This window comes from Streptococcus oralis (assembly GCF_001579025.1).
GTDB classification, from domain to species: domain Bacteria; phylum Bacillota; class Bacilli; order Lactobacillales; family Streptococcaceae; genus Streptococcus; species Streptococcus oralis_X.
Map to the genome: position 1 here is coordinate 209,858 of NZ_KQ970235.1, position 14,624 is coordinate 224,481.

Here is a 14,624-nt window from a genome sequence, read left to right on the forward strand (position 1 = left end):
GGGGTATTTAAAAGGTGAAAGTGCACTCATGATGTTTGACAAACATGCCAACCTCAAGTACAAGTTTGGGAATCGGCATTTCTGGGCAGAAGGTTATTATGTAAGTACAGTAGGGCTTAATGAAGCCACAATTAAGAAATATATTCAAGAACAGGAAAAGCATGATATAGCACTAGATAAATTAAGTGTAAAAGAATATGAGGATCCCTTTAGGGATAGTGGTAAGTAATACTAAAGCCTCTTTAAGAGGCAATTGACGAGTCAAGAGCAATGAGGCTTGAACAACGTGAAAGCCAGCGCCTAAAGGCGCTGGCTGGTAATTTGGGCTTATAGCCCTGGTGCAAATCACCCGTTAGACGGGTGGTTATGATTTCCATATTTCTGGTAAAAATCGACCTTGACCTGGATAAAGGTTTTGGCTTCGCGTAGTAGCTGCAGGAGGGTGGCGCGGGTTTCAAACTCCTCACGTGTTTTAGGGAGACTCCGATTGCGGAAGACTTGCAGATAGCGATCGATGTCATCAAGTAGGTCATGAGCAGGATTGGTCTGACTTAGCTGGGCAGCAATCTTAAAAAAGAGCTGGGCCAAGATCAAACTCTCACTTGCAGCCAGATGACAGGTATTAATCTGCTGGGCCATATTTCGCAGAATACGACTTTGTCGCTGCCTCATCTCAAAGTAGTGGATATGGTAGTCCGTCTGGTGAAAGAGGTGATCCGAGTGATCCAGGTAGACCAGTTTGAGAGCTTCATCGAGGAGGTTGTCTAATTGGTCAACGAGTTGGGCTTGATTGCGTCCGTCTCCTCGCGACAGATAGTATTTAAAACGAAGCAGGATGTCTTTTAACTTTTCCTCGACCTGAAGGTGGTAGCTTTGGATGGCTTTCTCACGAGAGGGCATATAAAGGTTGACCAATAGAGCAAAGCTTGTCCCGATGAGAAAGAGGAGCACTTCATTAAGCAAGAGCTCTGGGGAAGTAGACTCCTGTACCAAGAGATGACCGACCAAGACACTGCTAGGAGTGATGCCGATTTCCCAACCCATTTTGTAAGAAAGAGGGACATAGAGAGCCAGATAGAGGCCCAGACTCCAAATGTGAAAGCCTGTCAGCTGAAAGGCTAGAACACCGATAGCGAGCGCTAGGAGCATAGAAAAGAGGCGGTTACGTGCTAATTTCAGCGTGCTTCTGCGCGTGTCGGAGAGGCTTAAGAGGGCGATAATTCCAGCTGAAACTGCTGATGATAAATCTAAAAAATAAGCGAGAAAACAAGCGAGACAGGTCGCTAAGATCAGTTTTGTTGTACGTTGAGTGAGGGACATGAAAATTTCCTAAACTAATAGAATCAAGTATTTAACGAGGAGTCAGAGACTAGGGGCGAAGTTTTCGGTTTGTAGCATACTCGGCAACCGCTGTAAAGAGGACATCTGTTGAAGAATTCAGGGCTGTTTCGCAGGAGTCTTGAACGACACCGATCACAAAACCGACTCCGACAACCTGCATAGCCAAGTCGTTGGAAATCCCAAAGAGGCTACAAGCGACAGGAATGAGGAGAAGGGATCCCCCAGCAATCCCGGAAGCACCGCAGGCAGAAATGGCAGCCACTACACTGAGCACAAATGCTGTCCCAAAGTCTACCGAGATTCCGAGTGTATTGACAGCAGCTAGAGTCAGGACATTTATGGTAACAGCAGCGCCAGCCATATTGATAGTCGAACCAAGCGGGATGGAGACAGAGTAGGTATCAGGATTCAGTCCCAAGTCTTGACAGAGTTTCATATTGACAGGGATATTGGCGGCAGAGCTACGAGTGAAAAAGGCTGTAATACCACTGACACGTAGGCATTTCAAAACAAGGGGATAGGGATTTTTCCTCATAAAGAGAAAGGCGATGAGTGGGTTGACGATGAGAGCTACAAAGGCCATGGTAGCAATCAAGAGTCCTAGGAGGACACCGTAGTTGGCCAGACTGGCAATGCCCTTGTCAGAGATGGTCTTAAACACCAAGCCTAAAATCCCAAAGGGAGCTAAGTTGATAATCCATTCGACAATTTTAGAGGTGACATCCGCCATGGTTCTCAGTAATTCTTTGCTGTGTTTACTTGCCTCTCTCATAGCCAAGCCAAAGATGACTGCCCAAGAGAGAATTCCGATATAATTGGCCTCAACAATGGCATTCAAGGGATTGTCCACCAGTTTGAGCAAGAGGTTGCTGAGGACTTGACCGATACCGTCAGGAGCAGCAACTTCTGTATTTGCACTGGTCAGGGTGATTTGCACAGGCAGTAAGAAACTAGCTAGAACGGCCACCAATGCAGCAGCAAAGGTTCCAAGCAAGTATAGGAAAATAACCGTCTTCATATTGGTGTTTTGCCCCTTTTGGTGCTGGGAAAGGGCATTGGCAACAAGAGCAAAAACTAGAATAGGAGCGATAGCTTTCAGTCCGCCTACAAAGAGATCTCCAAGCAGACCAATTCCTGTAAGGTTTGGAAAGAGCATCCCCAATGTCGCTCCAAAAATCATTCCAATAAGGATTCGTTTGATGAGGCTTGCCTTGGTCCAGACTCTAATGATTCGTTTCATAGCAGTCTCCTTCAAATGTATTGTTTATAATTATAGTATAAATATGCTATAGAGGCAAGTGATATTTTGAAAAAAGGGCCGATAATTGAATAATTATGAAAGAAAAGAGAAGGACGATTTTATGGTATAATAGGAAAAAGGAGTTTTATATGCAAGATTTTTTTCAACGCTATTTTGATAGACTTGACTTAACAACTATTTTCGAGAATCTCTTGACCAAGGTGATTTCTCTTTTGATTTTGTTTTTACTATTTTATATAGTTAAAAAGATGCTTCATACGACTGTCCGAAAGATTGTCAAGCCCTCACTTAAATTTTCAAATCGAGATGCAGGGAGACAAAAGACCATTTCTCGTTTGCTGGAGAATGTCTTTAACTACATTCTTTATTTCTTTCTGCTCTACTGCATCCTGTCTATTTTAGGACTGCCAGTTTCCAGCCTCCTTGCTGGGGCAGGGATTGCTGGGGTTGCCATTGGGATGGGAGCACAAGGCTTTCTATCTGATGTCATCAATGGCTTTTTCATCCTCTTTGAACGCCAGCTTGATGTGGGTGATGAAGTGGTTCTCACAAATGGACCGATTACCGTATCTGGCAAGGTTGTTAGCGTAGGGATCCGTACAACGCAACTGCGAGGTGACGATCAAGCCCTTCACTTTGTTCCTAACCGAAATATCACTGTTGTCAGCAACTTTTCCCGCACAGAGTAGGTCTGCTATTTTGGCAGATTTGTGGTACAATAGAAAGAGTTTGGTAAAGGAGAAAATATGTTTGTAGAAAAGCAGTTGGGCAATGGATGCACTTGGATTAACCTAGATTTGGGAAAATTGAAAAAACTAGAAGATCTCTCTGAAATCTATGGATTGGACAAGGAAACCATCGAGTATGCTCTGGATAGAAATGAGCGCGCCCACATGGACTACCACCGCGAAAGTGGAACCGTCACCTTTATCTACAATGTATTGGATTTGAAAAAGGATAAGGAATACTATGAAGCTTTTCCCATGACCTTTATCGTGGAACATCATCGCTTGATTACGATTAGTAATAAGAAAAATGCCTATGTGATTGAACAGATGACACGTTATTTAGAGAGTCATGATATGCTTTCTATTTACAAATTTCTCTTTGCTAGTCTGGAAATCATCAGCAATGCCTACTATCCTGTCATCGAGCAGATGGATAAAAGTAAAGATGAGGTCAATGGCCTCTTGCGTCAGCGAACGACCAAGAAAAACCTCTTTGCCCTTTCCGACTTGGAAACTGGTATGGTCTATCTGACAGCGGCAGCCAAGCAAAATCGCATGTTGCTAGAACATATCCAAGGACATGCCCTTTATCGCAGATTTAACGAAGTTGAGAGAGAACAGTTTGATGATGCCATGATTGAGGCTCATCAGTTGGTTTCGATGACCGATTTGATCTCTCAAGTTCTGCAACAACTATCAGCCTCTTACAACAATATCCTAAACAACAACCTGAATGATAACTTGACAACCTTGACCATCATTTCAGTTTTACTAGCAGTCTTGGCGGTAGTGACGGGCTTTTTCGGGATGAATGTTCCCCTTCCCTTTACAGACGAGCCCTATGCTTGGGTCTACATCAGCTTGGCTAGCGCGGTCTTATGGCTGGTCTTGTCATTGATTTTGAGAAAAATTGCGAAAAAAAGTTAAGAAAAGGAGCCAGAATGGCAATTGAAAACTATATGCCAGATTTTGCTGTGGAAGCAGTCTATGATCTGACAGTCCCAAGCCTGCAGGCGCAGGGGATCAAGGCTGTTTTGGTCGATTTGGACAATACCCTCATTGCTTGGAACAACCCTGATGGGACGCCAGAGATGAAACAGTGGCTACATGACCTTCGGGATGCAGGTATTCGCATCATCGTGGTATCAAATAATACCAAAAAACGGGTCCAACGCGCAGTTGAGAAATTTGGAATTGATTATGTTTATTGGGCTCTTAAGCCCTTCACATTTGGAATTGACCGTGCCATGAAGGAATTCCAGTATGAGAAAAACGAAGTGGTCATGGTCGGTGACCAGCTCATGACCGATATTCGTGCAGCGCACCGTGCAGGTATTCGCTCGATCTTAGTCAAACCCTTGGTCCAACACGACTCCATCAAGACGCAGATTAACCGAGCTCGCGAGCGCCGTGTCATGAAACAAATTACTGAAAAGTACGGACCGATTACATATAAAAAAGGAATCTAACTATGGAAGAAATTCTCTGTATTGGTTGTGGAGCAACCATTCAGACGACAGACAAGGCTGGTCTTGGATTTACGCCCCAGTCGGCACTCGAAAAAGGTTTGGAGACAGGCGAAGTCTATTGCCAACGCTGTTTCCGTCTCCGTCATTACAATGAAATTACAGATGTGCAGCTGACAGATGATGATTTCCTCAAGCTCTTGCACGAAGTGGGAGACAGTGATGCCTTGGTGGTCAATGTCATTGATATCTTTGACTTTAATGGCTCTGTCATCCCAGGCTTGCCACGCTTTGTATCGGGCAATGATGTTCTCTTGGTCGGAAATAAAAAAGATATTCTGCCCAAGTCTGTTAAACCGAGCAAGATTAGCCAGTGGCTCATGGAACGTGCCCACGAAGAAGGACTTCGTCCAGTAGATGTCGTTCTGACTTCAGCCCAAAACAAGCATGCCATTAAGGAAGTCATTGACAAGATTGAACACTACCGTAAGGGCCGTGATGTATACGTAGTCGGTGTGACCAACGTTGGAAAGTCAACCCTCATCAATGCCATTATTCAAGAAATCACGGGTGACCAGAATGTCATCACGACTTCACGCTTCCCAGGGACAACCTTGGACAAGATTGAGATCCCACTTGACGACGGATCTTATATCTACGATACACCGGGGATTATCCACCGCCACCAGATGGCCCACTACTTGACGGCTAAAAACCTCAAGTATGTCAGCCCTAAAAAGGAAATCAAGCCCAAAACCTATCAACTTAACCCTGAACAAACCCTGTTTTTAGGTGGTCTTGGACGATTTGACTTCATTGCAGGAGAAAAGCAAGGATTTACTGCTTTCTTTGACAATGAACTCAAACTCCACCGTACCAAGCTAGAAGGCGCTAGTGCCTTTTATGACAAACACCTTGGAACTCTTTTGACACCACCAAATAGCAAGGAAAAAGAAGATTTTCCAAAACTAGTCCAGCATATATTTACCATCAAGGACAAGACTGACTTAGTCATCTCAGGACTCGGCTGGATCCGCGTAACAGGCACCGCCAAAGTCGCCGTCTGGGCACCAGAAGGCGTCGCAGTCGTCACACGAAAAGCAATCATTTAAACACAGAAAGGAAAGAGTTGTCTGGATTAGGGCGAGCTCTGCGAGCCCATAACGAATACTTTTCGCCGTGGTGTCAGTTGGTACAAGGAGTTGTACCAACTGCGGAAAATTTGAGACCTTAGGCTCAAATTTTAGTCATGAAAGTCCGAAGGACTTTGCTGACGTCCGTCACCACTTCAGAAAAGTATTAAAAGAAACTCTTTTAAAGAAATTATGTCATTAACATCAAAACAACGTGCCTTCCTCAACAGTCAGGCACACACCCTCAAACCCATCATCCAAATCGGGAAAAATGGACTTAACGACCAAATCAAAACCAGCGTTCGCCAAGCTCTTGACGCTCGCGAATTGATTAAAGTTACACTCTTGCAAAACACAGATGAAAACATCCACGAAGTAGCTGAAATCTTGGAAGAAGAAATCGGTGTGGATACAGTCCAAAAAATCGGACGCATCTTGATTTTGTATAAACAATCTAGCAAGAAAGAAAATCGCAAGATTTCCAAGAAAGTCAAAGAAATCTAAAACCTACTCCAAACAACTGTTTTTACAGAGAATTAAAGGAAGACGAGCCTATGGCAATCGAATTATTGACTCCCTTTACCAAGGTAGAGTTGGAGCCAGAAATCAAGGAGAAAAAACGCAAACAAGTCGGGATTTTAGGCGGAAATTTTAACCCTGTTCACAATGCTCATCTTGTTGTGGCGGACCAAGTACGACAACAGTTGGGACTAGATCAGGTCCTGCTTATGCCCGAATACCAACCACCTCATGTAGATAAAAAGGAAACCATTCCCGAGCACCATCGGCTCAAGATGCTTGAGTTGGCGATTGAGGGGATTGAAGGTCTGGACATTGAAACCATTGAGTTAGAGCGTAAGGGCATTTCCTACACCTACGACACCATGAAGATTTTGACAGAGCAACATCCAGATACGGATTATTACTTCATTATCGGGGCTGATATGGTGGACTATCTGCCTAAGTGGTACCGAATTGATGAGCTGGTCGACATGGTTCAGTTTGTAGGGGTTCAGCGTCCACGCTACAAGGCAGGGACTTCCTATCCAGTTATCTGGGTGGATGTGCCTCTCATGGACATCTCGTCCAGCATGGTGCGTGACTTCATTGCCCAAGGTCGGAAACCTAACTTTCTCCTACCTCAGCCAGTGCTAGACTACATCGAGAAGGAGGGGCTTTACTGATGGCATACCAAGACTATATCAACTGCTCCCGCGAGGCTTTGTTGAAAAAAATGGCAGAGCTTCTGCCTGAAAAACGCTTAACCCATTGTCTGGGTGTAGAGCGTGCGGCCATAGAACTGGCTCATCGTTTTGCTGTAGATAGTGAGAAAGCAGGCCTAGCAGGCCTTCTCCACGACTATGCTAAAAAGTTGTCAGATCAGGAATTTCTAGACTTGATTGACCGTTATCAGCTAGACCCTGACCTCAAAAACTGGGGCAATAATGTCTGGCATGGGATGGTTGGAATTTACAAGATTCAGGAAGATTTGGATTTGCATGATCCTGAAATCCTGCGAGCTATTGAAATCCATACAGTCGGTGCTGGACAGATGACAGACCTAGATAAGGTTATCTATGTAGCCGACTATATCGAGCACAATCGTGCCTTTCCAGGAGTGGACCAGGCGCGTGAAATTGCAAGTTTGTCACTTAATAAGGCTGTGGCCTACGAAACAGCTCGTACCGTGGAGCATCTAGCTCATCAGGGATTTCCCATCTATCCCCAAACCATTGAAACCTATAACGCCTTTGTGCACTATTTGAAAGAGGACTAAATGAACGAAAAAGAATTACTAGAACTAGTCGTGAAAGCGGCTGATGAGAAACGTGCGGAGGATATCCTTGCACTTGATGTACAGAATTTGACCAGCGTGACGGACTACTTTGTCATCACGAGCTCGATGAATAGCCGTCAGTTGGACGCTATCGCTGACAATATTCGTGAAAAAGTAGCTGAAGCTGGCTTTAAAGGTAGCCATGTTGAAGGCGATGCAGCTGGAGGTTGGGTCTTACTAGACCTCGGTGGTGTCGTTGTGCATATCTTCTCAGAAGAAATGCGTGCCCACTATAACCTAGAAAAACTGTGGCATGAGGCGGAGTCTATAGATATTTCTGAAGCCTTGGCCTAGTAGATGAACTCAGTTGCAGTCAACTGGGTTTATTTGCTTATTTTAGAAAAAATGGATAGAAAGGTGAGAGCGTTGTGTTTTGTTCATCTCGAAACTGAACATGAGCTAAAAGCTGCGAGAAAAAGAGTAACTTCCTTTGTATCTGACGATACAGCAGAAAGTTTCCTATTTTCTCCTTGCTTTTAACGCTCTTTGTATCTTAGAAAGGATTTGAACCCGTCCTGTAATCGCCGGAAAATAGATAGCCTTCCTTGGAGCTCGGCTCCATCGTCAAGCTCCTAATTTTCATTCCGATTACGGGCGGACTTGGTATCATGATTATGGCAACTTACGAAACCTTTGCGGCTGTTTACGATGCTGTGATGGATGATAGTTTATATGATAAATGGACGGATTTTTCTCTGCGTCATTTGCCTAAGACCAAGGAGAGAAAGAAGCTTTTGGAATTGGCTTGTGGAACAGGTATCCAGTCTGTCCGCTTTTCTCAGGCTGGCTTTGATGTGACAGGACTTGACTTGAGCGCGGATATGTTGAAGATTGCGGAGAAGAGAGCTGCTTCAGCCAAGCAAAAGATTGATTTTATTGAAGGCAATATGCTGGATTTGTCCAAGGCAGGTCAATACGACTTTGTCACGTGTTATTCGGACTCTATCTGCTACATGCAGGATGAGGTAGAGGTAGGAGACGTCTTTAAGGAAGTCTATAATGCCCTCAATGAAGACGGAGTTTTCATCTTTGACGTGCATTCAACCTACCAGACGGATGAGGTTTTTCCAGGCTATTCTTATCATGAAAATGCGGAAGATTTTGCCATGCTTTGGGACACCTATGAGGACGAAGCACCTCACTCCATCGTGCATGAGTTGACCTTCTTTATCAAGGAGGCTGACGGTTCCTTTAGTCGCCACGATGAAGTGCATGAGGAGCGGACCTATGAGGTCTTGACCTATGATATATTGCTGGAACAGGCCGGTTTCAAGTCTTTCAAACTCTATGCGGACTTTGAGGACAAGGAACCAACAGAAACTAGCACCCGTTGGTTTTTTGTCGCGCAGAAGTAGGAGATTTCTATGATCATCACAGGTATTATCGCGGAGTTCAATCCTTTTCATAATGGGCACAAATACCTGCTGGAGCAGGCGGAGGGACTGAAAATCGTTGCCATGTCTGGAAATTTCATGCAACGAGGAGAGCCGGCTATCGTGGACAAGTGGACACGGACCCAGATGGCGCTGGAAAATGGCGCAGACTTGGTCGTGGAATTGCCCTTTTTAGTTAGTGTTCAGGCAGCTGATTTCTTCGGTCAAGGAGCTGTGGATATCTTGGCTCGCTTGGGGATTGATACTCTAGCTTTCGGGACGGAGGAAGTTCTGGATTATCAGAAAATTGCTGACCTATACACGGAGCAAGGTGCTGAGATGGAGAATTTTGTGGAAAATCTGCCTGATTCCCTCTCCTATCCTCAGAAAACCCAAGCCATGTGGAAGGAATTTGCAGGTCTGGATTTTTCTGGCAACACGCCCAATCATGTTCTTGCTCTGGCCTATGCAAAGGCAGTTGCGGGACGAAACATCAAGTTGCATCCGATTCAGCGTCAAGGAGCGGGTTATCATTCTGTGGACAAGGATGTGGACTTTGCCTCGGCGACAGCCCTTCGTCAGCATCAATCAGACCAAGGTTTCTTAGAACGCTTTATGCCTTCTGTTGCCCTCTTTGAGCAGACCAGTAAGGTGAGCTGGGATGACTATTTTCCCTTGCTCCGCTATCAAATCTTGTCAAATTCAGACCTAACCGCCATCTATCAGGTCAATCAAGAAATGGCTGTACGCATCAAGGATGCCATCAAGACGGTCCAGTCTGTGGAGGAATTGGTCGAGGTAGTTGCGACCAAACGTTACACAAAAGCGCGTGTCAGACGCCTCTTGACCTATATTTTGGTGCAGGCCAGAGAAAGTGATTTGCCAGAAGCCATCCATGTCCTAGGATTTACAGAAAAAGGCAGACAACATCTCAAGTCTCTGAAAGAGCAGGTCCATCTAGTCAGCCGAATTGGCAAAGAACCTTGGGATACCATGACCCAAAAGGCAGATCAGATTTACCAACTAGGACAGCCAAGCATCGTAGAGCAGAATTTCGGCAGAGTGCCTATCAAAATCGAATCAAACTAAGTCTACTGAAAGGTAGGCTTTTTTATTGTATGTTTTAATGAAAATCTCATTTTTAAGAGTTAGAAAGTTTGTTTGGTGATTTCAGAACTTTCTTCCAAAATTCACACAAAACTCTTCAATTTGGGTTTGTGAAAATCGGTTTTTTATGATAGAATATTAAGGAATGTATGTCATTCGATAAACAAATTTAATGAGGTAAAAACATGGAAATCATGACACTTGCGATTGCTGTTTTTGCCGTCATCATTGGTTTAGTCATTGGATATGTCAGCATCTCAGCTAAGATGAAATCATCTCAAGAAGCTGCAGAGTTGATGCTTCTAAATGCTGAACAAGAAGCAACTAATTTACGAGGACAAGCTGAGCGCGAAGCGGATTTATTACTAAATGAAGCCAAGAGCGAAAGCAAGTCTCTTAAAAAAGAAGCACTATTGGAGGCCAAAGAGGAAGCCAGAAAATACCGTGAAGAAGTGGACGCTGAATTTAAGTCAGAACGTCAGGAGCTCAAGCAAATTGAAAGTCGTTTGACGGAGAGAGCTGCGAGCCTTGACCGCAAAGACGACAATTTGACGAACAAAGAAAAAACACTTGAACAAAAAGAACAAAGTATTTCTGATAGAGCAAAAAACCTTGATGCACGTGAAGAGCAATTAGAGGAAGTCGAAAGACAAAAAGAAGCTGAACTTGAACGTATCAGTTCCCTTTCCCAAACTGAGGCTCGAGATATTATCTTGGCTCAGACAGAGGAAAACTTGAGCAAGGAAATTGCTAGCCGCATTCGTGAGGCTGAGCAAGAAGTGAAGGAGCGTTCAGACAAGATTGCCAAAGATATCTTGGTTCAGGCTATGCAGCGTATCGCTGGTGACTATGTAGCAGAGTCAACAAACTCTACAGTTCATCTACCAGACGATACCATGAAGGGACGCATTATCGGACGCGAAGGTCGAAATATTCGTACCTTTGAAAGTTTGACAGGGGTTGATGTCATCATCGATGATACACCGGAAGTGGTAACCTTGTCAGGATTTGATCCGATTCGTCGTGAAATTGCTCGTATGACCATGGAAATGTTGCTCAAGGATGGCCGTATCCACCCAGCTCGTATCGAGGAGTTGGTGGAGAAAAACCGTCAAGAGATTGACAATAAAATCCGTGAATATGGTGAGGCTGCTGCCTATGAGATTGGTGCGCCAAACCTCCATCCAGACTTGATGAAGATCATGGGACGCTTGCAGTTCCGTACTTCTTATGGACAAAATGTCTTGCGTCATTCGATTGAGGTTGCTAAGTTATCTGGTATCATCGCCAGTGAACTTGGTGAAAATGCAGCTCTTGCCCGTCGTGCTGGATTCCTTCACGACATCGGGAAAGCTATTGACCGCGAGGTTGAAGGTAGCCACGTTGAGATTGGTACGGAATTGGCTCGTAAGTACAAGGAACACCCAGTTGTGGTGAATACCATTGCTAGCCACCACGGCGATGTGGAAGCCGAAAGCGTCATTGCAGTGATCGTTGCTGCAGCAGATGCCTTGAGTGCAGCCCGTCCAGGTGCTCGTAGTGAATCTCTTGAAAGCTACATCAAGCGTCTCCATGATTTGGAAGAAATCGCCAATGGCTTTGAAGGAGTGCAAAATAGCTTTGCCCTTCAAGCAGGACGTGAAATCCGTATCATGGTTAATCCAGGACAAATCAAGGACGACAAAGTCACAATCTTGGCTCACAAAGTTCGTGAGAAAATTGAAAACAATCTCGATTACCCAGGAAATATCAAGGTAACCGTAATCCGCGAACTTCGTGCAGTAGATTATGCTAAATAAATAAGAAAGAGCAGTTGAAAAATTACTGCTTTTTTGTTACACTAGATAGAAAGACTGTAGAAGGATAACTGACGCTATCATCAGTATCCGAGAGAAATTTTACTTTATTTCACAGACTAACTAAAGGAGACATAATGGCAGACCGAGGCTTGCTAATCGTTTTTTCTGGTCCTTCAGGAGTTGGGAAAGGAACGGTTAGAAGAGAGATTTTTGAGAATTCTGAGAATCAATTTCAATACTCTGTATCGATGACGACGCGCGCGCAACGTCCTGGTGAAGTGGACGGAGTGGACTATTTCTTCCGTACTCGTGAAGAGTTTGAAGAGCTGATCCGTCAAGGTCAGATGTTGGAATATGCAGAATATGTCGGTAACTACTATGGAACTCCTCTGACCTATGTCAATGAAACTCTGGACAAGGGAATCGATGTCTTTCTTGAGATTGAAGTGCAAGGAGCTCTTCAGGTTAAGAAAAAGGTTCCAGATGCTGTCTTTATCTTTCTAACACCACCAGATTTGGATGAATTGCAAGATCGTTTGGTAGGTCGTGGAACAGATAGCGCTGAAGTGATTGCCCAACGAATTGAAAAAGCCAAGGAAGAAATTGCCCTCATGCGTGAGTATGATTATGCCATTGTCAACGATCAGGTGCCCCTCGCTGCTGAACGTGTCAAGCGTGTGATCGAAGCAGAACACTTCCGTGTGGACCGTGTCATTGGTCATTACCAGGAGATGTTGCCAAAATCTCCAACTACTCGATAAACTATAGGAAACAGGTACAAGCAAATGATGTTAAAACCCTCTATCGATACCTTGCTAGACAAGGTGCCATCAAAATATTCACTCGTAATCTTGGAAGCAAAGCGTGCCCACGAACTAGAAGCCGGTGCGCCAGCAACTCAAGAGTTTAAGTCTGAAAAATCAACTCTTCGCGCTTTGGAAGAAATCGAGTCAGGAAATGTAACCATTCACCCAGATCCAGAAGGAAAACGTGAAGCGGTTCGTCTCCGTATCGAAGAAGAAAAACGCCGCAAAGAAGAAGAAGAAAAGAAAATCAAAGAGCAAATCGCTAAAGAAAAAGAAGATGGTGAAAAAATTTAAGGTTGGGGGACGTCAATCTTATTTTTTCTTATTGCAAGAATGTACTGACAAGAAGGAGGTGAGAAGATGGTTATTGCAAAGATTATCGTGGATGTTCCCCTGATGCAGACAGACCAGCCATACAGCTACAAGGTCCCTGAGGAATTTGTAGAGATGCTGGAAGCCGGTATGCGGGTCCATGTTCCTTTTGGCAAGGGCAATCGCTTGATCCAAGGAATTGTTCTGGGCCTGGAGTCCCAGTCAGATGAAGAGATGGAAGGTCAGGACTTGAAAGAGATTGCGGAGGTGCTGGATTTTTCTCCCGTCTTGACCCAGGAGCAACTCTGGCTGGCTGAGGAGCTACGCAAGTCCGTCTTTTCTTACAAAATCTCCATTCTAAAAGCCATGCTTCCAGGATTTTTAAACTCCAGTTATGATAAGATTCTCTATCCTCTGGAAGGTCTGAGACAGTCAGACCGAGAGCGTCTGTTTGGTTCAGAAGATGCGCTAGTCTTTTCTTCTCTAGACCTTGCCAAACAGGCAGAAATGATGCGCTTGACCAGGAAAGGGCTACTCCGCTTAGAATACCAGGCAGTCGATCAAAAGAAAGTCAAGACCCAGTCTTGGTATGAGGTTGATGCTACTCAGCTAGAGCAGATTGAGATTTCTGCGCGTGCTAAGAAAAAGGCAGAGCTGAGAGACTATTTGCTGTCTCATCCTGAGAGTGCTCCTCTGGCTAGTTTGTTAGAGTCCTACTCACGCGAGCAAGTCAACTTCTTTGTGGAGCAAGGAGCTGTGTCCATAGTCCAAAAGGAAGTGCAACGCTCAGCTACTTATTTTGAAGGCATTGAAGCGAGCCAACCTTTGGAGTTGAATCCAGAACAAAGAAAGGCGTGTGATGCCGTTGTCAGTGCTATTGGCAGTCAACCGCCTCCTTTCCTCCTTCAAGGGATTACAGGAAGTGGGAAAACGGAGGTTTACTTGCAGATTATCCAAGGGGCCTTGGACAAGGGGAAAACGGCTATTTTGCTGGTACCTGAGATTTCTCTGACGCCACAAATGACGGAGCGTTTTATTGCTCGTTTCGGCGAGAAAGTAGCCATTCTCCACTCAGGCCTGTCCAATGGTGAAAAGTACGACGAATGGCGCAAGGTTGAGCGTGGCGATGCCCAAGTTGTTGTTGGCGCTCGATCAGCTATCTTTGCTCCTCTGAAAAATCTGGGTGTCATGATTATCGATGAAGAACATGAAGCTAGCTACAAACAAGACAGCAATCCCCGTTATCATGCTAGAGAGGTCGCCATTCTAAGGGCCCAGTATAATCAAGCAGCCCTGGTCCTTGGTTCGGCAACACCGAGCTTAGAGAGTCGTGCGCGGGCTGGCAAAGGTGTCTATCAACACTTACGCCTGACCCAAAGGGCCAATCCTTTAGCCACTATTCCTGAGGTTCAAGTGATTGACTTTCGGTACGTATATCGGACGAGAATAGAGACATCAAAC

17 protein-coding genes are annotated in these 14,624 nt (G+C 44.8%); 15 read left to right on the forward strand and 2 right to left on the reverse strand.

The window, feature by feature from the left end:
* On the forward strand, positions 1-229 hold a 229-nt coding region (locus SORDD27_RS10070; RefSeq protein ID WP_231069257.1), incomplete at its 5' end, for a transposase.
* A 116-nt stretch (positions 230-345) separates the two neighbouring features.
* Here SORDD27_RS10070 and SORDD27_RS00965 read toward each other — a convergent pair.
* Together SORDD27_RS00965 and sstT are read right to left on the reverse strand one after the other, a co-directional pair.
* On the reverse strand, positions 346-1,320 hold the full coding sequence (locus SORDD27_RS00965) for an aromatic acid exporter family protein (RefSeq protein WP_061426804.1): 975 nt from the start codon (positions 1,318-1,320) through the stop codon (positions 346-348).
* Positions 1,321-1,369: 49 nt separating this feature from the next.
* On the reverse strand, positions 1,370-2,581 hold the full coding sequence (gene sstT, locus SORDD27_RS00970) for a serine/threonine transporter SstT (protein WP_061426806.1): 1,212 nt from the start codon (positions 2,579-2,581) through the stop codon (positions 1,370-1,372).
* Between the two features lie 149 nt (positions 2,582-2,730).
* On the opposite strand from sstT, the gene SORDD27_RS00975 reads away from it, so the two are divergent.
* From SORDD27_RS00975 to priA, 14 genes are all read left to right on the forward strand, one after another.
* Positions 2,731-3,291: a mechanosensitive ion channel family protein gene (locus SORDD27_RS00975; RefSeq protein ID WP_061426808.1), complete on the forward strand. Its 561-nt coding sequence runs from the start codon at positions 2,731-2,733 to the stop codon at positions 3,289-3,291.
* 57 nt (positions 3,292-3,348) lie between these two features.
* The gene (locus tag SORDD27_RS00980; RefSeq protein WP_049477879.1) at positions 3,349-4,257 is read left to right on the forward strand and encodes a magnesium transporter CorA family protein; all 909 of its coding nucleotides are present in this window, start codon (positions 3,349-3,351) and stop codon (positions 4,255-4,257) included.
* Between the two features lie 14 nt (positions 4,258-4,271).
* Complete coding sequence (locus SORDD27_RS00985) at positions 4,272-4,799, forward strand: YqeG family HAD IIIA-type phosphatase (RefSeq protein WP_061426809.1); 528 nt, start codon at positions 4,272-4,274, stop codon at positions 4,797-4,799.
* Between the two features lie 2 nt (positions 4,800-4,801).
* Positions 4,802-5,908: a ribosome biogenesis GTPase YqeH gene (gene yqeH / locus SORDD27_RS00990; RefSeq protein WP_061426810.1), complete on the forward strand. Its 1,107-nt coding sequence runs from the start codon at positions 4,802-4,804 to the stop codon at positions 5,906-5,908.
* Positions 5,909-6,121: 213 nt separating this feature from the next.
* Positions 6,122-6,433: a ribosome assembly RNA-binding protein YhbY gene (gene yhbY / locus SORDD27_RS00995; protein WP_000060171.1), complete on the forward strand. Its 312-nt coding sequence runs from the start codon at positions 6,122-6,124 to the stop codon at positions 6,431-6,433.
* 50 nt (positions 6,434-6,483) lie between these two features.
* Positions 6,484-7,113, forward strand: coding sequence for a nicotinate-nucleotide adenylyltransferase (locus SORDD27_RS01000; protein ID WP_000963715.1), 630 nt, complete (start codon positions 6,484-6,486; stop codon positions 7,111-7,113).
* Positions 7,113-7,706 (forward strand): bis(5'-nucleosyl)-tetraphosphatase (symmetrical) YqeK, encoded by a 594-nt coding sequence (gene yqeK / locus SORDD27_RS01005; protein ID WP_061426811.1) that lies wholly within the window; start codon positions 7,113-7,115, stop codon positions 7,704-7,706. Before SORDD27_RS01000 ends, yqeK begins: the two co-directional genes overlap by 1 nt.
* Positions 7,707-8,060: a ribosome silencing factor gene (gene rsfS, locus SORDD27_RS01010; protein WP_061426813.1), complete on the forward strand. Its 354-nt coding sequence runs from the start codon at positions 7,707-7,709 to the stop codon at positions 8,058-8,060.
* A gap of 320 nt (positions 8,061-8,380) precedes the next feature.
* Positions 8,381-9,121, forward strand: a complete 741-nt coding sequence (locus SORDD27_RS01015; RefSeq protein ID WP_061428021.1) for a class I SAM-dependent DNA methyltransferase — start codon at positions 8,381-8,383, stop codon at positions 9,119-9,121.
* Between the two features lie 9 nt (positions 9,122-9,130).
* Positions 9,131-10,228: a nucleotidyltransferase gene (locus SORDD27_RS01020; RefSeq protein ID WP_061426815.1), complete on the forward strand. Its 1,098-nt coding sequence runs from the start codon at positions 9,131-9,133 to the stop codon at positions 10,226-10,228.
* A gap of 203 nt (positions 10,229-10,431) precedes the next feature.
* Positions 10,432-12,045 carry a ribonuclease Y gene (locus SORDD27_RS01025; protein WP_061426817.1) on the forward strand — a complete coding sequence of 538 codons (1,614 nt, stop codon included), beginning with the start codon at positions 10,432-10,434 and terminating at the stop codon, positions 12,043-12,045.
* 134 nt (positions 12,046-12,179) lie between these two features.
* Entirely contained in the window at positions 12,180-12,806 is a 627-nt protein-coding gene (gene gmk / locus SORDD27_RS01030; RefSeq protein WP_049521923.1) for a guanylate kinase, read from the forward strand.
* Positions 12,807-12,830: 24 nt separating this feature from the next.
* Positions 12,831-13,145, forward strand: a complete 315-nt coding sequence (gene rpoZ / locus SORDD27_RS01035) for a DNA-directed RNA polymerase subunit omega (protein WP_002874282.1) — start codon at positions 12,831-12,833, stop codon at positions 13,143-13,145.
* 66 nt (positions 13,146-13,211) lie between these two features.
* On the forward strand, positions 13,212-14,624 hold a 1,413-nt coding region (gene priA / locus SORDD27_RS09900; RefSeq protein ID WP_155718879.1), incomplete at its 3' end, for a replication restart helicase PriA.